This is a genomic window from Nocardia elegans NBRC 108235, from assembly GCF_001612845.1.
Lineage (GTDB): Bacteria > Actinomycetota > Actinomycetes > Mycobacteriales > Mycobacteriaceae > Nocardia > Nocardia nova.
On the sequence record NZ_BDBF01000002.1, the window covers coordinates 1 to 23,242 of the forward strand.

Genomic DNA, 23,242 nt, shown 5'->3' on the forward strand with positions numbered 1-23,242 from the left:
GGGCGCGGTCCAGATCTGCCTGGACGCGATCGCGGTGAGGCGCGCAGGCGGCGTAGTCGTCGAGTTGGCGGCGGGCGATCGCGGCGCGTTCGCGACGCTCCTGGACCCGGCGGTGTTCCTCGGCAGCAGTGTGCCGCTGGGCCGAATCCTCTTGACAGCGAGTCAAATCCGTCGCGGAGCGCTCGGCCTCGGCGCGAGCCTGCGCGAGGAGCTGCTGTGACCATTCCACGGCCTCGAGCGGCCCGACGGCTTCGGTGGCGCCCAGGCCGGCGGTGATCGCGACCTGAGCGATCAGGCGGTCGACGCTCTGGCGGTGGTTGTCCAGTTGCGCGGCGCTCTCGCGTCGCCGCTGCGCCAGCCATTGTTCGGCCGTGCCGAAGCGTTCGGTGTCGAACAGCCGCTCGAGCAGCTTCTCCCGATCTTCGTTGTCCGAGCGCAGGAACCGCGCGAAATCGCCCTGCGGAAGCAGCACGACCTGGAAGAACTGATCGGCGCTCATCCCCAGCAGCCGGCTCACCTCGTCGCCGATATCGGGGATGCGCGACAGATGTTGCCCGCGCCCGTCGAGCCACTCCAGTGTCGCCGCGGCCTGTTCGGTCCGCATACCGGTGCCGCGCTTCTTCGGCCGCTCGAACTCCGGCGACCTGGTCAGGCGCAACCGGCGGCCGCCGAGCGTCGCCTCCAGCACCACCCGGGGCGCGGTCTGCGGATCGGCGTGGTCGGAATGCAGGCGTTTGCTCTCGCCGCGGGCTCCCGGCACTCGGCCGTAGAGCGCGAAGGCGATCGCGTCGAGCACCGTCGTCTTCCCGGCGCCGGTATGACCGTGCAACAAGAACAGCCCGTCGGCGCCGAGCTCGTCGAAGTCGACCCGCGCCGTCTCGGCGAACGGCCCGAAAGCCGTGAGCTCCAGCCGATGCAGCCTCATGCGCCACCCGCCCGGGCGCCGGTCATGCCGACAACTCCGCCGAGGCCGCCACCACTTCGGAGACCGGTTCGCGCCGAGCCGCGGACAGTGCCTGCTCGATCAGCGCCATCTCCCCCGCCGTCGGTTCACCGCGCACATCGCTGAGAAAGCTGTGCGCGATCTCGCTGTCGCGGCGGCCGTGTACCCGCTCGCGGTAGCGCAATTGCGAATTCGCCTCCGGGCGGGTCCATTCCACATGCACCGCATGCGGGAAGCGTTCGCGTAGCCGGCGCAGCGCATCGACCGGGCGCGCGTGATCGGTGAGCACCGCCGAGACGTAATCGTCCTCGGCCTCGGCATATTCGGCCGCGGACAGCAGCTCGTCCAGCACGCCGGTCAGCTGACGCAGGCCCCGTATCACCGGAAGTTCGTGCCGCTGCACCGATGCCAGCCCGTCGGCGTCCAGATCGACGATCCACACCGCCTTGCGATGCGAACGCTCCGCGAACGAATACGGCAGCGGCGAGCCGGAATATCGGACCGACTCCGACAACGTCTGCGGCGAATGCAGGTGACCCAGCGCCACGTAGTCGATGCCCTCGAACGCGCTGAGCGGCACGGTCTCCACCCCGCCCACGGCGATCGAACGTTCCGAACCGGTCGCCTCGGCACCGACCACGAAGGCGTGTGCCAGCACCACGGTTCGCGGATCGCCGCGGCGTTGCCGGTCCGCACGGATACGGCCCAGCGCGGCGTCCAGGATCTCGGCGTGCGAACGCGCCTGCGGCACATCCAGTTCCGCGCGGGTGATTTCGGGTTCCAGATACGGGATGCCGTAGCAGGCGATCGGTCCGTGCTCGTCGGCGAGCATCACCGGCCGGTCCACCTCCGCCACCGACGTGCGCAGATGCAGTCCGCCCGCCGCGGCGAAGCTGCCCAGGGCGCCCAGTCGCGTCGGCGAATCGTGATTACCCGAGGTCGCGACGATCGTCGCCCCCGCGGCGCGAATGGCCTCGAAGCCCTTGTTGCACACCGCTATCGCGTCCGCGCTCGGAATCGACCGGTCGTAGACGTCACCCGGTACCACGACCACGTCGACCTGCTGCGCGGTCACCAGCTCCGCCACCGCCTCCAGCGCACGCGCCTGATCGGCCAGCAGGTCGACACCGTGAAAGGTGCGCCCGATGTGCCAGTCCGAGGTATGCAGCATCCGCATGTGGCAAGAGGCTAAGCCATCTCACCGACAAGGTTGAATCGCTCCGGCGTGTCGACGAGTGGTGCTGGGGAATTGCCGGGATTCGCGAACTTGTCGGTGGGATAGGGCACTATCGGGCTCATGACCGCATCGATGCTGTTCGCGTTGTTGTTGGTGTTCTGCGCGGGGGCCGGCCTCGGGTGGCTGGGGCATGCCGCCCGGGCGGGACAGCGGGCGGCCGCGGCCGAAGCTCAACTCGCGGCGCTGCGGGAGAACGAACAGCTGCTGCGGCACTCGCTCAGCGCCGCGAGCGCCGATGCGGCACGGCACAATTCGCAGGCCATCGGCACGCTGGTCGAGCCGCTACGCGAGGCGCTGGGCAGTCTGAACCAGCACATCCAGCAGGTCGAGCACAATCGCATCAACGCCTACTCCGGGCTGCGCGAACAGGTCGCGGGGATGCAGCGGATCTCCCAGCAGTTGTCCACGCAGACCGGTGAGCTGGTGTCGGCTCTGCGGGCGCCGCAGGTGCGCGGGCGCTGGGGTGAAATACAACTCGAGCGGGTCGTCGAACTGGCGGGCATGGCCAAACACTGCGACTTCGACACGCAGGTCACCGCGAGCGGCCGCGACGGTCTGATCCGCCCCGACCTGGTGGTCCGGCTGGCCGGTGACCGCCAACTGGTGGTCGACGCCAAGGTGCCGTTGACGGCCTATCTGGACGCCACCGGGGAGACAGATCCGCGTCGGCGCACCGAGCATCTGGCCCGGCACGCCAAACACCTGCGGGCGCATGTCGACCAGCTGGCCGGCAAGGCCTATTGGGAGGCCTTCGATCCCAGCCCGGAATTCGTGGTCCTGTTCATCCCCGGCGATCCGTTCCTCGACGCCGCGCTGACCGCCGATGCCGGTCTTCTCGAGTACGCCTTCGGCCGCAACGTGATCCTCGCTACACCGACGACCCTGATCGCATTACTGCGCACCGTCGCGTTCGGCTGGCGGCAGGAAGCACTTTCCCGAGATATGGCAACCGTTCAGCAATTGGGCCGGGAGCTGTACAACCGGCTGTCCACCACGGGCAGCCATCTCGACAAGCTCGGCACCCAACTCGGTAAGGCCGTCGACGCTTTCAACCACACAGTGGCCTCGATCGAATCCCGCGTGATGGTCACCGCGCGCCGGCTGCACGAACTCGATATCGGCGATCGCGCCGTACCGGCAATTGCTCCCGTCCAGTCGTGGCCGCGCGCGGTAGGCTTCTCGGACACCAACGAGTAACTCCGGCAGCAGCCCGGCCTCGACACACGTTCCGGCCGCGGCAGATAGTGTGCTTCACGTGGCAGCTACCCAACGCGAGCGATCCGATGTACCCGCCTCGCACCTCTCGATCGTCCCGTCGGTGCCCGGCATCCCCGCCGGCGCCGCGGTATTGATCGCGGTGGCGTGCACTTTCATCGGATTCTTCATCGACTCCGGAAACAGCGGCAAGGAGCTGACCCATGTGTTCGCCGCGTTCTACATCATCGGATGTGTGATCGCGGCATGCGTGGTGCGCTATCGCGGCCTGTTCACCACCATGGTGACTCCGCCGCTACTGCTGTTCATCGCCGTCCCACTGGCCTATCAGCAGCTGATCGGGCACAGCTCGACTTCGGTGAAGGACATTCTGCTGAATCTGGCGATTCCGCTGGTGAACAGATTCCCGACCATGGCACTGGCGACGGTCCTGGTGCTGGGTGTGGGCGCCCTGCGAGTGTGGCTGTACCGCAATGCCGACACCACCGCGCGCCCCGGCCGGGAACGCACGCGCGGCAGCGACAGCTGGAATCCGCGCTCGGCCGCCGGCCGGGCGCGTCGCACGCGGAGCGAAGCCGGCGGCGCCGAGGACACCCTGCGGCGTAGTTCCCGGGGTCAGAAGCGTGGGGCGGAGGCCACCAAGGCCGCCAAGACTCCCAAGCGTGGCGATTCGACCGCTCGCGGGTCCGGGGCGGCCAAGCGGAGCGCGGAGCCGGAACCCGCCCGCGCGGCGCGCCGCGCGGGCGGCAAGGTGGCCGAACGCCCGCCGCGCGTCTCCGCCGCCGCGGCCTATCCCCGCACGGGTGAGCGCACCCGGACCGCCGAACGCACGCGAGTCGCCGAACCGCAGCCCCGTCGTGGCCGGCCGCAGCCGCCGAGTGATGTGCCCCCGCATCCTCGGCCGAACGTCCGCTACCGCGACCGCTGAGCCGAACGTCGCGGGCGCCGAACCGGTTACGGCTGCGCCCGCAGCGGTCATCCCCGAATTCCCCACGCCCACTCATCGTCTCGATGGCGCGCGCCGTTACCGATGCCGCAAAACAGCACGCTCCCAACGTCGTTCGAGGTCGGGAAGCAGTGGCATCGACGAGCCCCCGCACAGCTGAGCGACACGTCCCGGACGTGAACGGCGGCGTATCGTCGGACGGCGCCGACCGTCCCGCGAGCGAACCGACATCGCGACCACCACGCGAGCGAATGGCCATCGCGACCGACACGCGAGCGAATCGCTCATCGCGACCGACACGCGAGCGTCGCCGGACAATGGCACGGACCCTGGCGTTGCCGAGGGCCTCGGAGGACCCCCGCTCGCTCAGCGGCGGCCGGTGGTGCGCAGTTCGCGCGGCAGGGCGAAGACCAGGGTTTCGTTCGCGGTGGTGACGGGCTGGACCTCGCCGTAGCCGTGTTCGGCGAGCAGGTCGAGTACGCCGCGCACCAGGATCTCGGGCACCGAGGCACCGGAGGTGACGCCGACCGTCGTCACGCCCTCGAACCAGGCCGGGTCGACCTCGCGGGCGAAATCGACCAGGTAGGACGCGCGGGCGCCCGCGTTCAGGGCGACCTCGACCAGCCGCTTGGAGTTGGAGGAGTTGCGGGAGCCGACGACGATCACCAGATCGCATTCCGGTGCCATCGCCTTCACCGCGACCTGGCGGTTCTGGGTGGCGTAGCAGATGTCGTCGCTGGGCGGGTCCTGCAGATTCGGGAAGCGCTTGCGCAGCCGCTGCACCGTCTCCATGGTCTCGTCCACCGAGAGCGTGGTCTGCGACAGCCAGATCACCTTGTTCTCGTCGCGCACCTCGACGCCGTCGACCGCGTCGGGGCCGTCGACCAGCTGCACGTGGTCGGGCGCCTCACCGGCGGTGCCCTCGACCTCCTCGTGACCCTCGTGGCCGATGAGCAGGATGTCGAAGTCGTCGCGGGCGAAGCGCTTGGCCTCCTGGTGCACCTTCGTCACCAGCGGGCAGGTCGCGTCGATGGTGTGCAGGTTGCGAGCCGCCGCGGACTCGTGCACCGCCGGCGACACACCGTGCGCGGAGAAGACCACCACCGCACCCTCGGGCACCTCGTCCGTCTCGTCGACGAAGACCACGCCGCGCTCGCGCAGGGTTTCCACCACGTGGCGGTTGTGCACGATCTCCTTGCGCACGTAGATCGGCGCACCGTGCTTCTCGAGGGTGCGTTCCACGGTTTCCACCGCCCGGTCCACACCCGCGCAGTAGCCGCGTGGTTCCGCGAGCAGCACCCGCTTGCCCGCGCCGACGCCGGCCGCATCGGCCGACCGGGCGATTCCGACATTCAGGGGGATAGCCGAGGACATGTCCACAGCTTACGTGCGCCGGCCGACGGGGAAAGTCCCGCCCGCGCGCAGCGGGTGCGGCGGTGTGGCGGGACGCGCGAGAATGGAACACGTGAACTCTGTTCTTTGCATCACCGGCCGTTTCGGGCAGGCTAGGGACATGTTCCGACCTCCCTACCTGGCCCGGGTCGCCGCTGGGGCCGCCGTCTACGCCCTCGAGGAAACTCGCCGGTTACCCACTGTGGCAATCCATCTGCCGATCACCGCGATCAGCCAGTTGCTGCAGACCTCGATGCATCTGCAGCAGTTCGTGACCAGCCTCGCCCTCAAGGGTGACGAGGTCTTCGACAGATTGGCCAATCGCCCGGTGGAGCAGCCGGAATGGGCCACCTTCGACGAGGATCTCGACGACGAGCAACCGTTCGGCAGCGGCGATTTCGCTGCGCGGAGCGACAGCGATTTCGCCGCACGGCTCAGCCGCTTCGATCTGTTCGCCGAATCCGACCCGGCCGAAGGCGTCCCGGAACCGACGGCCTCGATCACCCCCTCGGCGACCAACGGCTATGCCGCATCTCACACTGCGGAATCGGACACTACCGAAGCGGCCGCCGCGGAAACGGACGCGGCGGAGAGCACCGCCGCCGAGGCGGCCGACGCGGGGGCCACCGAGGCGACCGGCGAGGACACGGACACCACCGGAACGGGCAACGCCGGCGCCGCGGCGTCCACACCGGCGCAATCGCGCGGTGTGATCGAACCAGAGGTCGCCGGGCGGTACGACTACGCGAACATGACGCTGGCTCAGCTGCGGGCCCGGCTGCGCATGCTCAGCGTCGAGGAATTGGCCGACCTGCTGGCCTACGAGCAGCAGACCCTCGACCGGGCGCCGTTCGTGACCATGCTGACGAACCGGATCGCCACCGTGCAGGCCAAGTGACCGACTCACACGCCGACGCGCCGGCCGCCGGGGCCCGAGCCTCCGGGGAACCGGCGCGTTCTGCTGCCCGCCCCGCCAACTCGGCCGAACAGCCGTGGCCGGTTCGCACCATCGCGATGAAGGTCGCGCAGTGGATCGATCGACTGGGCAGCGTCTGGGTGGAGGGACAGATCACCCAGATCAATCTGCGGCCCGGAACCCGCACCGCATTCCTGGTGCTGCGCGATACCGCCGCCGACATGTCGCTGTCGATCACCTGTGATCCGCAACTGCTGCGCGCCTCGGCCGTCCCGCTGCAGGAGGGCAGCCGGGTGGTGGTCTACGGCAAACTGTCGTACTTCACCGGCCGGGGCACGATCTCGTTGCGCGTCACCGAGATTCGACCCGTCGGTATCGGCGAACTGCTGGCCCGCATCGAACGGCTGAAGGCGCTGCTGGCGGCCGAGGGTTTGTTCGATCCGCGGCTGAAGCGGCCGATGCCGTTCCTGCCCAAGGTGATCGGCCTGATCACCGGCCGCGCCAGTGCCGCCGAACACGATGTGGTGACCGTGGCCCAGCAGCGCTGGCCCGCGGTGCGTTTCGAGATCCGCAACACCGCCGTACAGGGCCCCACCGCGGTGCCGCAGATACTCGACGCGCTGGCCGAGCTCGACGATCACCCTGAGGTCGAGGTGATCGTCTTGGCGCGCGGCGGTGGCAGTGTCGAGGATCTGCTGCCGTTCTCCGACGAAACCCTGTGCCGCGCCATCGTTTCCGCGACCACCCCGATCGTCAGCGCGATCGGGCACGAGCCGGACAATCCGCTCTCGGACTACGTCGCGGATCTGCGCGCGGCCACCCCGACCGATGCGGCCAAAACCCTGGTCCCCGACGCCGCGGCCGAACTCGCCGGTGTCCGGGAACTGCGCGCCCGCTCGGCCGCCGCCCTGCGCGGCTGGGTCGATCGCGAGGCGCGCGCGTTGCAGCAGCTGCGGTCGCGCCCGGTACTGGCCGATCCGCTGCGGATTCTGGAGCAGCGCCACGACGAGATCGAACGGCTGCGCACCGCGGCCCACCGCGCGGTCGAGCACTGCCTCACCACCCAGGCCACCACCGCGCGGCATCTGCGCGACAAGCTCACCGCGGTGGGCCCGGCCGCCACCCTGGCCCGCGGATACGCTGTCGTACAACGGGTTACCGGTACCGAACGCCATGTCGTGCGCACCGTCGCCGACTCCCCGCCGGGCACGCAGTTGCGTATCCGGGTCGCCGACGGCGCGATCAGCGCCGCGGCCCTGGGCAGTCGGACCCTCGCGAATCCCCTGCCGGCTCAGCGGGTTACGGACCGGCCGGCACCGCCATCCGAACAGGAGGAGTCGTCATGACCGAGAGCGACGTCGCCGAAATCGCGACCTTCGGCTACGAACGCGCCCGCGACGAGCTGGTCAACGTCGTGAAGATGCTCGAACAGGGCGGAATGGACCTCGACGATTCGCTGGCCCTGTGGGAACGCGGTGAGGCGCTGGCCAACCGCTGCGAGGAACATCTCGCCGGAGCCCGCCGCCGCGTCGAGGACGCCCTGTCGCGGCGCGGCGCAGAGCAGGACTGAACATGGACGTCCGTCGTGTCGTCCCGGATCTGCGGGTCGCCGATATGGCGCGGGCCCGCGCCTTCTATCGGGCGATGGGCCTGGACGAGGTGATGGATCTCGGCTGGGCGGTCGGCTTGGCCTCACCGAGCAATCCGACCGCGCAGATCCTGCTGATCGGCGCGAACGCCGATGAGCCGCAGCCGGATATCAGCGTCGAGGTCGCCGATGTGGACGCCGCGCACGAGACGATGGTCGCCGCCGGAGCCGAGGTGGTCTACGCGCTGCGCGACGAGCCGTGGGGTGTGCGGCGATTCTTCGTCCGCGATCCGGACGGCACGGTGGTCAACGTCGTGAGCCACCGCTGAGCCACGGGGGCGGCGATCCTCAGGGCTGCAGCGGGGCGGCCGCGTCGACGGCCTGCGCGAGCGTCAGATAGGCCGTCTCGTTCGCGGCGCCCTTGAGTAGCACGCGGCTCTGCCCGAAGTCGGAGATCCAGGCCGATTCACTGCCCTGCACGTGGTAGACGGTCCACTTCTGGTTGCCCACCATCCGGGACCCGGAAGGACTGCGGGTGTCGACGATGTGGGCAGCCAGCGCGCTCTCGCTCGCATTGCTCTGGCTCAGCTGCAGGTAGGTGCCGTTGGAGGTGATGAAACCGACGGTGCTGACGGTGCCGCCACCGGTCCCGGTCACAGTGTCGCGACTACCGGAATTGGCCTTCCAGTCCGCCGGAACCGCGGGGTCGCGGATCGGGAAGGGCAGCGCCTTCGCGTCGTCGTGCAATGCCGACTGGACATCGAAATTCGGCACCTGACCGGGCGTGGGCCCGTGCGCGGAGAAGCTGCACTGACTGGCCACCGCGGCCAGCACCACGCAGATCAGTACCAGCGGGATCAGCGACCAGATCAGATCCCGGTAGTCGTTGAGGATGCGTGGTTTCTGCGACACGTCCCAAGTATCCACACGCGGCCGAAGCCGCCGAGCCTCGCCCTCCGGCCACGAGGCCGACATCACAGCCGCCTTCACCGGCGCGGACGCTCCTCCCACGAAGTGGAACAGCAGTACCTGAATGGCGGATCCGACCGTTCTGCGACAATTCATGCAGCAATACACAACTCGAGGAGGCACCGTCATGACGGCACCCACACCCGCAACCAGTCGCCGCCGCGAGGCCCCGGACCGCAACCTCGCACTGGAGTTGGTCCGGGTGACCGAGGCCGGTGCGATGGCCGCGGGCCGCTGGGTCGGCCGCGGTGACAAGGAGGGCGGCGACGGTGCGGCTGTCGACGCGATGCGGCAACTGGTGGCCACCGTCTCCATGCGCGGCACCGTCGTGATCGGCGAGGGCGAGAAGGACGAGGCCCCGATGCTCTACAACGGCGAGGCCGTGGGCGACGGGACCGGTCCGGAGGTCGACTTCGCGGTCGACCCGATCGACGGCACCACACTGATGTCCAAGGGTTCGCCGGGTGCCATCTCGGTGCTGGCCGTGGCCGAACGCGGCGCCATGTTCGACCCCTCGGCGGTGTTCTACATGGAGAAGATCGCGGTCGGCCCGGAGGCGGCCGACGTCATCGATCTCTCCGTTCCGATCGCGGAGAATCTGCGCCGGGTGGCGAAGGCCAAGAATTCGCTGGTTTCCGACCTCACCGTCTGTGTGCTGGACCGGCCCCGCCACGCTCGCCACATCCAGGAGGTCCGTGACGCGGGCGCGCGCATCCGCCTGATCTCCGACGGCGATGTGGCCGGCGCCATCGCCTGCGCCCGTCCCGATTCGGGCACCGACATGCTGGTCGGCATCGGCGGCACCCCCGAGGGCATCATCGCCGCGGCCGCGCTGCGCTGTATGGGCGGTGCGCTGCAGGGCAAGCTGGCCCCCACCGACGACGCCGAGAAGCAGAAGGCGCTCGATGCCGGTCACGACCTCGACCGCATCCTGACCACCGAGGACCTGGTCTCGGGTGAGAACGTCTTCTTCTCCGCCACCGGCGTCACCGACGGCGACCTGCTGCGCGGTGTGCGGTACTACAGCGGCGGCGCCTCGACCCAGTCGATCGTGATGCGCTCCAAGTCCGGCACCGTGCGCATCATCGACGCCTACCATCGCCTGACCAAGTTGCACGAGTACGCCTCGGTCGACTTCGTCGGCGACGAGACCGCGATCCCGCCGCTGCCGTAATATCGGCCTCCGCTTCGCTCCGGCGGGGTTTCGGCCTCTTGGCCTAACCCCGTCGACAGGGATCTGCCTCGACACGCGCTCCGGGGTGGGAGCGCAGTGCCGACTCGCGCCTCACTGCGCCGATTCGATCAGCAGATACTCGAGGCGGGCAGTCTCGTCGCTGTCGTCCCCGATGTCGACGACGGCGACGAACTCGTGGTCACTTACTCGGCGCTGCAAAAGACTCCACGAGTTGGCGAGGTACCAGCTCGCCCCGGTGGTACCTCTCGGTCCCAAGCCCGCGCAGAAAATCCGGTATCGGGTGGGGCGCAGCGCCGGGCTCGGCCGCACTCGCGCGATGATGCCGATGCTGTGTCCTCCGCTCGGGCCGAATCGGCTTCCGTCGGTCAACGTCAGTTGCTCCGATCCGGCGGGGCTGTCGTCGAGGGTGAACAGCGGCCGGTCGGCGGTGTCGAGATACCTCCGTGTGCAAGCGTTTCCGGTCAGCCCGAAGGCGATGTAGGGCCGGTCGTCGTGCGCGACAACCTCCCGGTCGCTTCGGACATCGGCCGAGAGCCCGGTCCGGCGCTGGAGCATGGACAACACGTACAGCAGGCCGCGAACCTCCCGCTCCGGCAATGCCGCCAGCACATTCGAGCGATGATCCGCCGCGAACGCGCGGAGTTGCCCCTCGAATGCGCACAGGTCGGACGTATCGACCGCCCGGTGCGCCGGCACCGATCGCAGGGGTAGCTCCAGGGCCGGGTAGACGAGAGTGATTCCGGTGGTGAGCATTTCGCTTCCGAGGAACGACTCCAGTTCGATATCGGTGGCGGGAAGACCGGTTTCGAGCACTCCCCTGCCGGTCGGCGCGGCCTCGTCTGCCGTCCGAAACAGGTTCTGAACCGTCCAGCCGGGAAACATCTCAGCCAGCACCCGGCAGTGGTAGTCCCGGGGGAGCCCGACCATCTTGCCCGAAAGCCACTGGTAGTACTGGGTCTTCGCCGGCCCGTACCCGGGAGGAATGGGTGGATCGAGGCGCGCGGCGCAGGTGTCGTACGCGGCCAGGAAATCCGCATGGCTGGTGAGATGCTGTTGCGCCAGCAGCATCTTCAGAACGGTAGCCAAGGAAACCCCCTTACCCCTGAAACCACCGCCCCCGCGGCGGCTCGATCGACGACCGCACCTCACGCGGGGCCGCCGACGCGTGCGGCAACCGGCTGGAAGCCGGTACAGCGCCGGCACAGGTGCAGGAAATTCCGTTACCGATCCCGCCCATCACGACCACGATGAGCTGCGCGACCTTTTTCCGGCCACGGCGAACGCGATGATCCGCGTGTCCGCATACCGGGTGGTCGCCTTACTCGATCTGTGGCCCGCTTTCCATTAGGCCCCCTAACACCGTTGGGCAGCAACGGATCTCCGATCCGTTTTCGTCCGTTTTCCACAACTGCCACGGCCCTCGATCGTTCTCCCCCTCGGAGCACGGCCGCATCGACGCCGAAACACGCTGCGGGACAAGGTGCTTGCTGATCTTGGAACAGGACGGAAAGGCCGAAAACGGACGAAAACGAACCGGGCAGAGCGTCCCACAACGTGTTTCACGGACGTTAATTGAAGTAGCGGAAACGCAGAGCAACCCGGGCAGCTATCCGCGCTGCCCATCACAGCAGTCAGGAGGCAAATGCCATGCCTACCATCACCTCACTCTCGCCGACGTCCGGGCCTGCGACCGGAGGAACCAGCGTCACGATCACCGGTACCGGGTTCACCGGCCCCACGACCGTGCGATTCGGCGCTACCGCAACGACTTTCACGATCGATTCGCCGACGCAGATCACCGCGATCGCGCCTTCCGGATCCGTCGGTACCGTACAGGTCACCGTTACCACGTCGGCGGGCACCAGCAACGGATTGCCGTATACCTACCTCGCCGTTCCCGCGTTGAACAGCATCAGCCCCAGCCAGGGATCGACCTCGGGCGGCACGACGGTCACCCTCACGGGGTCGGGCCTCACCGGAGTCACGGCAGTCAATTTCGGTGCTACTCCGGCGACCTCGTTCACTGTCGATTCCGACACTCAGATCACCGCTGTCGCCCCGGCGGGCACCGGAATCGTCTCCGTGACGGTTACCGGGCCGGGCGGCACCAGCAACCCGGTGACCTACGTCTATGTGGTCGTTCCGACCATCACCTCCATTTCCCCGACCGCCGGCCCCACCTCCGGTGGGAACAACGTCACGATCACCGGCACCGGGTTCACCGGTCCGTTGACCGTCCGGTTCGGCACTACCGCAACAACTTTCACCGTGAATTCGCCAACGCAGATCACTGCCGTCGCGCCCGCTCATGCGGCCGGCACGGTGCAGGTCACCGTCACCGGTTCGGGCGGCACCAGCAATGGGGTCGCCTACACCTACGCCGCAGTGCCCACCCTGACCACCGTCACTCCCACCGCGGGATCGGTGACCGGCGGCACCACCGTCGTCCTGACCGGAACCAACCTGACCGGCGCCACCAGTGTCAGTTTCGGTGGCACACCGGCCACCTCGTTCACCGTCAACTCCGCCACCCAGATCACCGCCGTCGCCCCCGCCCACGCGGCCGGCACGGTCCTCGTCACCGTCACCACCCCAGGCGGAACCAGCAACGGCGTCCCGTTCACCTACGTAGCAGTGCCCACCTTGACCGCGATCGTGCCCAACGTCGGATCGGTGACCGGCGGCACCACCGTCGTCCTCACCGGAACCAACCTGACCGGCGCCACCAGTGTCAGTTTCGGTGGCACACCGGCCACCTCGTTCACCGTCAACTCCGCCACCCAGATCACCGCCGTCGCCCCCGCCCACGCGGCCGGCACGGTCCTCGTCACCGTCACCACCCCAGGCGGAACCAGCAACGGCGTCGCCTACACCTACGTCGCCGTACCGGTCCTCACCACGATCGCTCCCAGTTCGGGGCCGATCGCCGGCGGAACGACGGTCGTTCTCACCGGGACCGATCTGACCGGCGCCACGAGTGTCAGTTTCGGTGGCACACCGGCCACGTCCTTCACCGTCGACTCCGCCACCCAGATCACCGCCGTCGCCCCCGCCCACGCGGCCGGCACGGTCCTCGTCACCGTCACCACCGCAGGCGGAACCAGCAACGGCGTCGCCTACACGTATCTCCTGGTGCCCACGTTGACCGCGATCGTGCCCAACGCCGGATCGGTGACCGGCGGAACCACCGTCGTCCTCACCGGAACCAACCTGACCGGCGCCACCAGTGTCAGTTTCGGTGGCACACCGGCCACCTCGTTCACCGTCGACTCCGCCACCCAGATCACCGCCGTCGCCCCCGCAGAAGCGGCGGGAACCGTACAAGTCACCGTCACGACACCGGGCGGTACGAGCAACGGCGTCGCCTACACCTACATCGCCGTGCCCACCTTGATCACAGCTGTGCCGAACGTGGGCCCGGTAACCGGCGGAACCACCGTCGTCCTCACCGGAACGAACCTCACCGGTACCACGGCAGTGAATTTCGGCGGCACACCCGCGGCCTCGTTCACCGTCGACTCCGCCACTCAAATCACCGCCGTCGCACCGGCAGGAACGGCCGGGACCGTGCAGATCACCGTCACCACCGCGGGCGGCACGAGCAACGGCGTCGCGTTCACCTACGTCGCGGTACCCACCCTGGCCGGCATCACTCCCCCGGCGGGATCGGTGACCGGCGGCACCACCGTCGTCCTCACCGGGACCAACCTCACTGGCACCACGGCAGTGAGTTTCGGTGGGACACCGGCTACCTCGTTCACCGTCGACTCCGCGACCCAGATCACCGCGGTCGCGCCGGCGGGGGCTGCCGGGGCGGTGCAGGTCACCGTCACGACCGCGGGCGGGACCAGCAACGGTGTCGTCTACACGTATGTCGCGGTGCCCACCCTGGTCGCGGCGGTACCCAACGTCGGATCGGTCACCGGCGGCACCACCGTCGTCCTCACCGGAACCAACCTCACCGGCGCGACGGCAGTGAGTTTCGGCGGCACACCGGCCACCTCGTTCACTGTCGACTCCGCCACCCAGATCACTGCGGTCGCACCCGCGGGAACGGCGGGGACCGTGCAGATCACCGTTACCACCGCCGGCGGAACCAGCAACGGCGTCGCATACACCTACATCGCGGTGCCCACCCTGGTCGCGGCGGTACCCAACGTGGGTCCGGTGACGGGCGGGACCACCGTCGTCCTCACCGGAACGAACCTCACCGGCACCACCGCGGTGAGCTTCGGTGCTACCCCGGCCACGTCGTTCACCGTCGACTCCGCCACCCAGATCACCGCCCTCGCACCTGCGGGAACGGCGGGGACCGTGCAGATCACCGTCACCACCGCCGGCGGAACCAGCAACGGCGTCGCATACACCTACATCGCGGTGCCCACCCTGGTCGCGGCGGTACCCAACGTCGGATCGGTCACCGGCGGCACCACCGTCGTCCTCACCGGAACCAACCTCACCGGCGCCACGGCGGTGAGTTTCGGTGGCACACCGGCCACCTCGTTCACTGTCGACTCCGCCACTCAGATCACCGCGGTCGCACCCGCGGGAACGGCGGGGACCGTGCAGGTCACCGTCACGACCGCCGGCGGGACCAGCAACGGTGTCGCATACACCTACATCGCGGTACCGACGCTGATCGCGGCGGTACCCACCGTGGGTCCGGTGACCGGCGGAACCACGGTGGTGTTGACCGGGACGGATCTGTCGGGCGCGACCGCGGTGAGCTTCGGTGGCACACCCGCCACCTCGTTCACTGTCGACTCCGCCACCCAGATCACCGCCCTCGCACCCGCGGGAACGGCGGGGACCGTGCAGATCACCGTCACCACCGCCGGCGGAACCAGCAACGGCGTCGCGTTCACTTACATCGCGGTGCCCACCCTGGTCGCGGCGGTACCCAACGTCGGATCGGTCACCGGCGGCACCACCGTCGTCCTCACCGGAACCAACCTCATCGGCGCCACGGCAGTGGATTTCGGTGGAACACCGGCCACCTCGTTCACCGTCGACTCCGCCACCCAGATCACCGCCCTCGCACCGGCAGGAACAGCCGGGACAGTGCAGATCACCGCCACCACCTCGGGAGGTACCAGTAACGGCACTGCCTACACCTATATCGCCGTACCGACCCTGCTCGCGGCGGTACCCAACGTCGGCCCCGCCGCCGGGGGGACCACCGTCGTTCTCGCGGGGACGGATCTGACCGGCACGACCGCAGTGGATTTCGGCGGCACACCGGCTACCTCGTTTACCGTCGACTCCGCCATTCAGATCACCGCCGTCGCACCGGCGGGGACGGCCGGGACAGTGCAGATCACGGCCACGACCCCGGGAGGCACCAGTAACGGCGTCGCCTACGTCTACATCTGACAGCGAGTGCGGCAGGGCCGTCGGCGGGCATTGCCTGCCGGCGGCCCGGCCGCGCCGCGATCCGACCGAACCGCCGGTATTCCGCCGATTCCTGTGCGAAAAGCCTCAGGCGTGGCAGCCCACTCGCTCCGCCAACCGGCTTAGTGTCGAGTTATGACCGACGACCAGACGCAGTACCGCATCGAACACGACACCATGGGCGAGGTCCGCGTTCCGGTGAACGCGCTGTGGCGGGCGCAGACGCAGCGGGCGGTGGAGAACTTCCCGATCAGCGGCCGCGGCCTCGAACGCGCTCAGATCCGCGCCCTCGGCCTGCTGAAGGCCGCGTGTGCGACGGTGAACCGGGATCTGGGGCTGCTCGACGGTGTGAAGGCCGAGGCGATCATCGCCGCCGCGAACGAGATCGCCGAGGGCCGCCACGACGACCAGTTCCCCATCGACGTCTTCCAGACCGGCTCCGGCACCAGCTCGAACATGAACGCCAACGAGGTGATCGCGAGCCTGGCCGCCGCCCGCGGCATCACCGTGCACCCCAACGACGACGTGAACATGTCCCAGTCGTCCAACGACACCTTCCCCACCGCGACGCATCTGGCCGCCACCGAGGCCGTGGTGAAGGAACTGCTTCCGGCGCTGGATCATCTGCGGCTGCGACTGCTGGACAAGGCCACCGAATGGCGAACCGTGGTGAAGTCCGGCCGCACCCACCTGATGGACGCCGTCCCGGTGACGCTCGGCCAGGAGTTCAGCGGCTACACCCGCCAGGTCGAGGCCGGTACCGAACGCCTGGTCGCCGCGCTGCCGCGGCTCGGTGAATTGCCCATCGGCGGCACCGCCGTCGGCACCGGACTCAACGCGCCCGCCGGCTTCGGCGCGAAAGTCGTTGCGGAACTGCGCAAGACGACCGGGCTGGACGAACTGTCCGAGGCCCGCAACCACTTCGAGGCCCAGGCCGCCCGGGACGGTCTGGTCGAGATCTCCGGTTCGCTGCGCACCATCGCCATCAGCCTCACCAAGATCGCCAACGATATCCGCTGGATGGGGTCCGGACCGCTCACCGGGCTCGCGGAGATCCAGCTGCCGGATCTGCAGCCGGGCTCCTCGATCATGCCCGGCAAGGTGAATCCGGTGCTGCCGGAAGCGGTTACGCAGGTCGCCGCCCAGGTGATCGGCAACGATGCCGCGGTGGCGTGGGGCGGCGGCAACGGCGCTTTCGAACTGAACGTCTACATTCCGATGATGGCCCGCAACGTGCTGGAGTCGATTCGGTTGCTGGCCAACGTGTCTCGCCTCTTCGCCGACAAGTGCGTGGCCGGCCTCACCGCCGATACCGAACGGTTGCGCCGGCTCGCGGAGTCCTCGCCGTCCATCGTCACACCGCTGAACTCGGCCATCGGCTACGAGGAAGCGGCCGCCGTGGCCAAACAGGCACTGCGCGAGAACAAGACGATTCGCGAGACGGTCGTCGATCGCGGATTGATCGGCGAGAAGCTGTCGGAAGAGGAGCTCGATCGCCGGCTGGACGTGCTGTCGATGGCGAAGGTCGAGGAACAGGACTGATCACACGGTCTCCGGATCCGGCCGCCGGGGCGCGCCGGGAGGTCGGATCCGGAAGTGCGCTTCAGGCCGCCACCAGCGCCGGATAGTCGCGCAATTCGATGTCGTTGGCGGCATTGTCGCTGTACTTCAGCATCAGGTCGAACATGCGCGAGCCGAGGAACCAGTTGCGCATCCGAATCCCGCGGGCGGTGCGCGGCGCGAGGAAGCGGCCGGCGTTGCTGTTGCCCGCGATCTTGGCGTAGCGCTTCATCAGTTCGTCGTACCGCGCGAAGGCCGCGGTGTGGTCGCCGTCGGCCAGCGCCAGCTCACCGGCGAGCACATAGGCGCCGACCACCGCGAGCCCGGTTCCGAAGCCGCCCAGCGTATTTCCGTACGCGGAGTCGCCGACCAGCGCGATCCGGCCCGCGGTGTAGCGGCCCTTCATCCGCACCTGCCCGATCGAGTCCAGGTAGAAGGAGTCGAGTCCGGACAGTTCGGCCATCATCGCCGGGACCGGTCCCCCGGCTCCAGCGAAGGCCTCGGCCAGCACCCGCCGCTGCGCCGCTTCGTCGCGCCGGTCGTAGCTGAGCCGATCGGCGGCGAACATGTACATGTGCGCGGCCTTGTTACCGCCGCGGACCGCGAGCCGTCCGGGTTCGCTGTAGGCCAGCGAGCGGTTGCGCTGCCGCGGCCCGTTCGGATCGTGGCCCCAGCCGGCCGCACCGGCGGTGCAGTAGTAGTAGCCGAGGTGCTTGACGTAGTCGGTCTCGGGGCCGAAGGCCAAGGCGCGCACCCGGGAGTGGATACCGTCGCATCCGACCACCAGGTCGAAGGTGCGGGCGGGCGCGTTCTCGAATTCCACCTCGACGCCGGTAGCGGTCTCCCGCAGCGCGGTGACGGAATCGCCGAACAGATATTCGCAGCGGTCCGCGGTGCGCTCGTAGAAGATCTCGGCCAGATCCCCGCGCAGGATCTCGACATCACCACCGGTGAAATCGCCTGACATGACGGCCAATTCGCGGCCCTCGGCGTCGGTGAGGACCATATCGGTCTTGCCGGTCTGCCGACGGTGGATCTCCTCCCAGACGCCCATCCGCTCGAGCACCGTGCGGTGGGTCGCGCCCTTGAAGTCGACGGCCTGACCACCGGCCCGCAATTCCGGCGCCCGCTCGACGACGGTGACGGCGAAGCCGTAGCGCTGCAGCCAGTAGGCCAGCGCCGGGCCGGCGATGCTCGCACCGGAGATGAGAACTGTCGTATTCCGCATGAGGACCCCTCGATCAGTGACTGTGTCTGTCGGACGCTAATTAGCGTATGTTGGACGCAGTTTTCCGTCAAGCCCGGATTCGGAGAGGATGGCGTCATGACCGGACCGACTGCCCACGAACTGCTGTGGGGTACTTCGCAGCGCCCCCGGCGTGGCCCCAAGCCGTCGCTGTCGTTGGAGCGCATCGTGGCCGAGGCCATCGCGCTGGCCGATGCCGACGGGATGGCCGCGGTATCGATGCAGCGGCTCGCCGAGCGGCTGGGCTGCGCCAAAATGGCGCTGTATCGCTATGTGCCGGGAAAAGCCGAGCTCACCGCGTTGATGCTGGACTACGGTATGGGACAGCCGCCGCAGGTCGAGGCCGCCGAATCCGACCCCGAACCCTGGCGCGAGGCGCTGCGGCAGTGGTCCTACACGATGTACGAGCGCTATCGGGCGCATCCGTGGACCATCGAACTCACCACGGGCGCGCGGCCGCTCGGCCCGAACGAACTGGGCTGGATGGAGGCCGCACTGGCCCCGCTGGCGGGAACCGGTCTACGGGGCTCCGAACGCCTCGACACGGTGGTGCTGCTCAACGGCCACGTCCGCAGCCTGGTGCAGCAGACCGCCGCGACCGGCCCCGAACAGGCCGAAAGCGAGATGACCCGGCAGGTCGGCGCGGTGCTGGCCGCTCATGCGGACCGCTATCCCGAGGTCGTGGCGGCGTTCGCCGACACCCCCGCCGACGATCGCAACGCGGCCCTGAGCTACGGCATCGAGCGCATTCTCGACGGAGTGGCCGCGCTGATCGCCCGGCGGCGCGGCTGAACCGCGGCGAACAGCGGACGACGAGCCGAAACGACCCCGATCATCCCCCGTCCGCGCCTTCGCACGCCTACAGTCGGACTATGGCCGAATTACCGGAGCTACAACAGAACGCCGTGACCACGGTGCGCGAGTTCTTCGCCGCGATGGAAATGAGCGCGGTGAACGAGGCGCTGGATCTGCTGGATCCCGACATCGTCTGGAAGAACACCTCGCTGCCCGATATCCGGGGCATCCATCGGGTCGGCGCGGTGCTGCGTGGGCTCAGTCGCGATGCGTTCGGTTTCCGCGCCGATATGCACCACATCGCCGCGGAAACCGACGGCGCGCCCGCGGTCGAGGGCGAGACGGTGCTGACCGAGCGCACCGACTACCTGCGCATGGGCCCGCTGGAAATCGGGTTCTGGGTATGCGGCACGTTCGAACTCGTCGACGGCCGGATCACCCTGTGGCACGACCACTTCAGCTGGGAGAACTTCCTGCGCGGGACCGCGGCGGGGATCTGGAACCTGGTCCGCCGGCGCTGAGCACGCGCAGCCGAGCAGCGCCCGGTACGGACCGAGGATCCGCACCGGCCGGTGCCCGAGGTCGCGGTGCGCGCACCGGCACACCACGACCGTCGCGACATCAGCCGCGCAGGTGGGCGATCTCCGCCCGCGCCGCCTCACCGGTGGGGCCGAAGTCGGTGCGCGAGAAGATGTTCCAGCGTTCCAGCAGGGGCGCGAAAACCAGCTCGCCGGCGCGCTTCGGTTCGTAGATGCCGGCCTCGGCCAGGACGTCGGTACTGTTGCGGCCGTCGCGCAGGGTGAGTTCGGGAACCCGGAACTCGGCGATCCGATCGGCGATCGCCCGCATGGTCTGATCCGGCACCAGGTCCAGCGCCGCGGCGACCAGATTGCCGAAGAACTCCGACTGCAATTCGTCGTCGAGCGCGATCCGGTCCGCGATCGCGGTCACCATCGAATTCTCCTGCAGCGCGGCGATATTGCGATGCCGCACGGCCGAGGCGGACTCCTCGAAGGCGCACAGCGCCAGCACATCGAGCAGATGCAGCGACGGTCGGCGGAAGCCGGTGGTCATATGTTCCATCCGCGCGCGCTCGAGTTCGACCGGATCCACCGCCCGCGTCACCATCAGATAGTTGCGGATGAGGATCTCGTGGCGGTTCTCCTCGGCCGTCCACCGGCCGACCCAGCGCCACCACGGCCCGGTGCGCAGATACTTGCCGAGCTCGCGATGGTACGACGGCAAATTGTCGGCGATCAGCACGCTCACGGTGAGCGCAACCGTGGCAACCTCGCCCAGGGTGGCCTGTTCCGGATCCCAGTCGACACCACCGAGGAAGCCGAAATTGCGTCCGTCACTGAAGGGCACGTACTCGTGCGGCTGCCAGACCTGCGCCAGCTCGGTGTGGCGCCGGAGATTGTCTTCCACCGCATGCGCGAGCGATTCCAGCAGCTCACGATCGGTCAACTGAGTTTGCACCCCGACAAGGTACCGGCTGTCCGGGCCGAGCGGGGGAATTACGCGCGGACGCCGTGCGATACACAGCGGCGCGGCCCGCGAGACCGTGACGATCCGTCGCTGCCGCGCCGCGCGAGTCGCCTACTTGGTGGTTACCGTGGTCTGCCGATCGGCGGAGTTCCAGGTGATCGTGCCGCCGGTGAAGTCGCTCTCCTTACCGGTCGGGTTGTCCTTCTCGTCGCTGGTCGGATAGCCGAGCTTGCCGTTCACGCCGCCGTTGCTCTCCCAGGCCGTGCGGATATCGCCCCACACCACGTGGGCGTCGGTCTGCTCGCTCCAGCAGATCGCACCGCCGGTGAACTCCTGACAGGAACCACCGTTGGGCCCCTGGACCGAGGCGCCGGTGGGCTCGCCGAGCGGGCTCTGCACACCGCCCATGTCGGTGTACTTGGTGAGGATGTGGCCGGAGACCGCGATCTCCTGGCCGTTCTGGGCCGCGATCTCGGTTTCCGTGGCCGCGGCAGTGCCCGGCGGCGTCTCGCCCGGCGTCATGGTGCCCGAAGCCATGGTCCCGGTAGCCATCGCGCCGGTGGTCTCGGCAGCACCGGCATGGGTCGTGGTGGTCCCCGAGCTGTTGTTGTCGTTGTTGTCGTTACTGCAGGCGGCGGTGAACAGCAGCGCCGTCCCGGCGAAGGCCACCGACCCACAGGCCGGCGCTCGGCAATGATCCGGCGAACCTATCTGAAACATCGACAATCACGTCGAGCAGGGTTCTTGCGGAAACATACCCGCCAATGTGTGAGCTGAACCATATTCCGAATGTTTGCTGGGACACACCTTTTGCCGCCGAGGCGGTAGCGGAACAGGTCCGCTACCGCCTCGGGGTTTTCGCTCGGCCGGCCGCCGTCAGGCGTTGGGCCCGTATTCCTCCAGCATCTCGGTGACCAGCGCGGCGATCGGCGAGCGCTCGCTGCGAGTCAGCGTGACGTGAGCGAAAAGCGGGTGGCCCTTGAGCTTTTCGATCACCGCCGCGACACCGTCGTGGCGGCCCACCCGCAGGTTGTCGCGCTGAGCGACGTCGTGGGTGAGCACCACCCGCGAGCCGCTGCCCAACCGGCTGAGCACGGTGAGCAGCACATTGCGTTCCAGCGACTGCGCCTCGTCCACGATCACGAACGAATCGTGCAGCGACCGGCCGCGAATGTGGGTGAGCGGCAAGACCTCCAGCATGCCGCGGGCGAGCACCTCCTCCATCACCTCCGGGCTCGCCAGGCCGTCGAGGGTGTCGAAGACCGCCTGGGCCCACGGGCCCATCTTCTCGCTCTCACTGCCGGGCAGATAGCCCAGCTCCTGGCCGCCCACCGCGTACAGCGGCCGGAAGACCACCACCTTGCGCTGAGAACGCCGTTCCAGCACCGCTTCCAGGCCCGCTGTGAGCGCCAGCGCCGATTTGCCGGTGCCGGCCTTACCGCCCAGCGAGACGATGCCCACACTCTCGTCCAGCAGCAGATCGAGGGCGATGCGCTGTTCGGCCGAGCGGCCGTGCAGGCCGAAGGCCTCCCGATCGCCGCGGACCAGCTGCACCCGCTTGTCCGCGGTCACCCGCGCCAGCGCGCTGCCCTTGGCGCCGAGCAGCCGAATCCCGGTGTGGCAGGGCAGGTCCCGGGCCTCGTCCAGATCGATGACCGAATCGGCGTAGAGCCGGTCGACGCACTCGGCGCCGACCTCGAGCTCGGTCATTCCGGTCCAGCCGGAGATCACCACGTCCTGGGCGTGGTATTCCTCGGCGGGCAGGCCCACCGCGCCCGCCTTCACCCGCAGCGGAATGTCCTTGGACACCAGCACTACTCGCTGCCCCTCGGCGGCGAGGTTGAGCGCGCAGGCGAGGATGCGGGAATCGTTGGTGTCGGTGCGGAACCCGACCGGAAGTACCTCCGGGTCGGTGTGATTCAACTCCACCTGCAGCGTGCCGCCCTCGGTGCCGATCGGGACCTGCAGGTCCAACCGGCCGAATTCCAAACGCAGATCGTCGAGATTGCGCAGGGCTTCGCGGGCGAACCAGCCGAGTTCGTGATGGTGCCGTTTGGCCTCCAGTTCGCTGATGACCACCAGCGGTAACACCACGTGATGTTCACCGAAACGCGTCATGGCCCAGGGGTCGGACAACAACACGGAGGTGTCGATCACGAAGGATTTGCGGGGCGAGGTGCCGGCTCCCTTTCCGGAGCCTCCGCTCTTGTCGGAGCGGGCTTTCGAGGGAGCGATGACGGAGCGTGCATCAGTCACGGTGGGCTCCTTTGTTGTCCGTGCCATACCCGCACGGACGTTCTCGCTGGGCCGGTCCGCCCTGGGGTCAAATGACCCGAGGGCCGGGTACCGGCCCTCTCGTAC

At 68.5% G+C, this 23,242-nt stretch carries 20 protein-coding genes and 1 pseudogene; 12 read left to right on the forward strand and 9 right to left on the reverse strand.

Annotated elements, in window-relative coordinates:
* The coding region (locus NE2_RS02050) for an AAA family ATPase (RefSeq protein ID WP_167356692.1) at positions 1–925 on the reverse strand (925 nt) is incomplete at its 3' end.
* A gap of 22 nt (positions 926–947) precedes the next feature.
* On the reverse strand, positions 948–2,120 hold the full coding sequence (locus NE2_RS02055) for an exonuclease SbcCD subunit D (protein ID WP_063023400.1): 1,173 nt from the start codon (positions 2,118–2,120) through the stop codon (positions 948–950).
* Between the two features lie 120 nt (positions 2,121–2,240).
* On the opposite strand from NE2_RS02055, the gene NE2_RS02060 reads away from it, so the two are divergent.
* Together NE2_RS02060 and NE2_RS02065 are read left to right on the forward strand one after the other, a co-directional pair.
* Positions 2,241–3,377, forward strand: a complete 1,137-nt coding sequence (locus NE2_RS02060) for a DNA recombination protein RmuC (RefSeq protein WP_063023402.1) — start codon at positions 2,241–2,243, stop codon at positions 3,375–3,377.
* Between the two features lie 58 nt (positions 3,378–3,435).
* A complete protein-coding gene (locus tag NE2_RS02065) occupies positions 3,436–4,323 on the forward strand; it encodes a DUF6542 domain-containing protein (RefSeq protein WP_063023404.1) in 888 nt (295 codons plus the stop codon).
* Positions 4,324–4,707: 384 nt separating this feature from the next.
* On the opposite strand, the gene NE2_RS02070 is transcribed toward NE2_RS02065, so the two are convergent.
* Complete coding sequence (locus NE2_RS02070) at positions 4,708–5,715, reverse strand: 4-hydroxy-3-methylbut-2-enyl diphosphate reductase (protein WP_063023406.1); 1,008 nt, start codon at positions 5,713–5,715, stop codon at positions 4,708–4,710.
* Between the two features lie 139 nt (positions 5,716–5,854).
* Between NE2_RS02070 and NE2_RS02075 the strand changes: the two genes are divergently transcribed.
* From NE2_RS02075 to NE2_RS02090, 4 genes are all read left to right on the forward strand, one after another.
* The gene (locus NE2_RS02075) at positions 5,855–6,631 is read left to right on the forward strand and encodes a lipid droplet-associated protein (RefSeq protein ID WP_063023408.1); all 777 of its coding nucleotides are present in this window, start codon (positions 5,855–5,857) and stop codon (positions 6,629–6,631) included.
* A gap of 116 nt (positions 6,632–6,747) precedes the next feature.
* Positions 6,748–7,995, forward strand: a complete 1,248-nt coding sequence (gene xseA / locus NE2_RS02080) for an exodeoxyribonuclease VII large subunit (protein WP_218018549.1) — start codon at positions 6,748–6,750, stop codon at positions 7,993–7,995.
* Positions 7,992–8,219, forward strand: coding sequence for an exodeoxyribonuclease VII small subunit (locus tag NE2_RS02085; protein ID WP_030518611.1), 228 nt, complete (start codon positions 7,992–7,994; stop codon positions 8,217–8,219). Before xseA ends, NE2_RS02085 begins: the two co-directional genes overlap by 4 nt.
* 2 nt (positions 8,220–8,221) lie before the next feature.
* Positions 8,222–8,566 carry a VOC family protein gene (locus NE2_RS02090; protein ID WP_063023410.1) on the forward strand — a complete coding sequence of 115 codons (345 nt, stop codon included), beginning with the start codon at positions 8,222–8,224 and terminating at the stop codon, positions 8,564–8,566.
* A 19-nt stretch (positions 8,567–8,585) separates the two neighbouring features.
* Here NE2_RS02090 and NE2_RS02095 read toward each other — a convergent pair whose 3' ends face one another.
* Positions 8,586–9,149, reverse strand: a complete 564-nt coding sequence (locus NE2_RS02095) for a DUF4245 domain-containing protein (RefSeq protein WP_063023780.1) — start codon at positions 9,147–9,149, stop codon at positions 8,586–8,588.
* Between the two features lie 184 nt (positions 9,150–9,333).
* Between NE2_RS02095 and glpX the strand changes: the two genes are divergently transcribed.
* Positions 9,334–10,380 (forward strand): class II fructose-bisphosphatase, encoded by a 1,047-nt coding sequence (glpX, locus tag NE2_RS02100; protein WP_063023412.1) that lies wholly within the window; start codon positions 9,334–9,336, stop codon positions 10,378–10,380.
* Positions 10,381–10,491: 111 nt separating this feature from the next.
* On the opposite strand, the gene NE2_RS02105 is transcribed toward glpX, so the two are convergent.
* Positions 10,492–11,487, reverse strand: a complete 996-nt coding sequence (locus NE2_RS02105) for a hypothetical protein (RefSeq protein WP_146165244.1) — start codon at positions 11,485–11,487, stop codon at positions 10,492–10,494.
* A gap of 561 nt (positions 11,488–12,048) precedes the next feature.
* On the opposite strand from NE2_RS02105, the pseudogene NE2_RS37585 reads away from it, so the two are divergent.
* The 3 genes and pseudogenes from NE2_RS37585 to NE2_RS02115 all read left to right on the forward strand — a co-directional run.
* A pseudogene (locus NE2_RS37585) lies at positions 12,049–12,228 on the forward strand (IPT/TIG domain-containing protein); the annotation flags it as partial.
* 75 nt (positions 12,229–12,303) lie between these two features.
* Positions 12,304–15,774 carry a beta strand repeat-containing protein gene (locus NE2_RS34655; protein ID WP_233429626.1) on the forward strand — a complete coding sequence of 1,157 codons (3,471 nt, stop codon included), beginning with the start codon at positions 12,304–12,306 and terminating at the stop codon, positions 15,772–15,774.
* 153 nt (positions 15,775–15,927) lie between these two features.
* The gene (locus NE2_RS02115; protein WP_063016964.1) at positions 15,928–17,334 is read left to right on the forward strand and encodes a class II fumarate hydratase; all 1,407 of its coding nucleotides are present in this window, start codon (positions 15,928–15,930) and stop codon (positions 17,332–17,334) included.
* A gap of 61 nt (positions 17,335–17,395) precedes the next feature.
* Here the strand turns inward: NE2_RS02115 and NE2_RS02120 are convergent, their stop codons facing one another.
* A complete protein-coding gene (locus NE2_RS02120; RefSeq protein WP_063023417.1) occupies positions 17,396–18,580 on the reverse strand; it encodes an FAD-dependent monooxygenase in 1,185 nt (394 codons plus the stop codon).
* 96 nt (positions 18,581–18,676) lie between these two features.
* Here NE2_RS02120 and NE2_RS02125 point away from each other — a divergent pair, with 96 nt between their 5' ends.
* Both NE2_RS02125 and NE2_RS02130 read left to right on the forward strand, forming a co-directional pair.
* Positions 18,677–19,390: a TetR/AcrR family transcriptional regulator gene (locus NE2_RS02125; protein WP_063023419.1), complete on the forward strand. Its 714-nt coding sequence runs from the start codon at positions 18,677–18,679 to the stop codon at positions 19,388–19,390.
* A gap of 80 nt (positions 19,391–19,470) precedes the next feature.
* Positions 19,471–19,914, forward strand: a complete 444-nt coding sequence (locus NE2_RS02130) for a limonene-1,2-epoxide hydrolase family protein (protein ID WP_036505026.1) — start codon at positions 19,471–19,473, stop codon at positions 19,912–19,914.
* A gap of 100 nt (positions 19,915–20,014) precedes the next feature.
* Here the strand turns inward: NE2_RS02130 and NE2_RS02135 are convergent, their stop codons facing one another.
* From NE2_RS02135 to phoH2, 3 genes are all read right to left on the reverse strand, one after another.
* Complete coding sequence (locus NE2_RS02135; protein ID WP_063023420.1) at positions 20,015–20,872, reverse strand: acyl-ACP desaturase; 858 nt, start codon at positions 20,870–20,872, stop codon at positions 20,015–20,017.
* 120 nt (positions 20,873–20,992) lie between these two features.
* Complete coding sequence (locus NE2_RS02140) at positions 20,993–21,550, reverse strand: LGFP repeat-containing protein (RefSeq protein ID WP_063023423.1); 558 nt, start codon at positions 21,548–21,550, stop codon at positions 20,993–20,995.
* Between the two features lie 207 nt (positions 21,551–21,757).
* Positions 21,758–23,137 (reverse strand): RNA 5'-3' helicase PhoH2, encoded by a 1,380-nt coding sequence (gene phoH2, locus NE2_RS02145; protein ID WP_030518600.1) that lies wholly within the window; start codon positions 23,135–23,137, stop codon positions 21,758–21,760.
* Between the last annotated feature and the right edge of the window lie 105 nt (positions 23,138–23,242).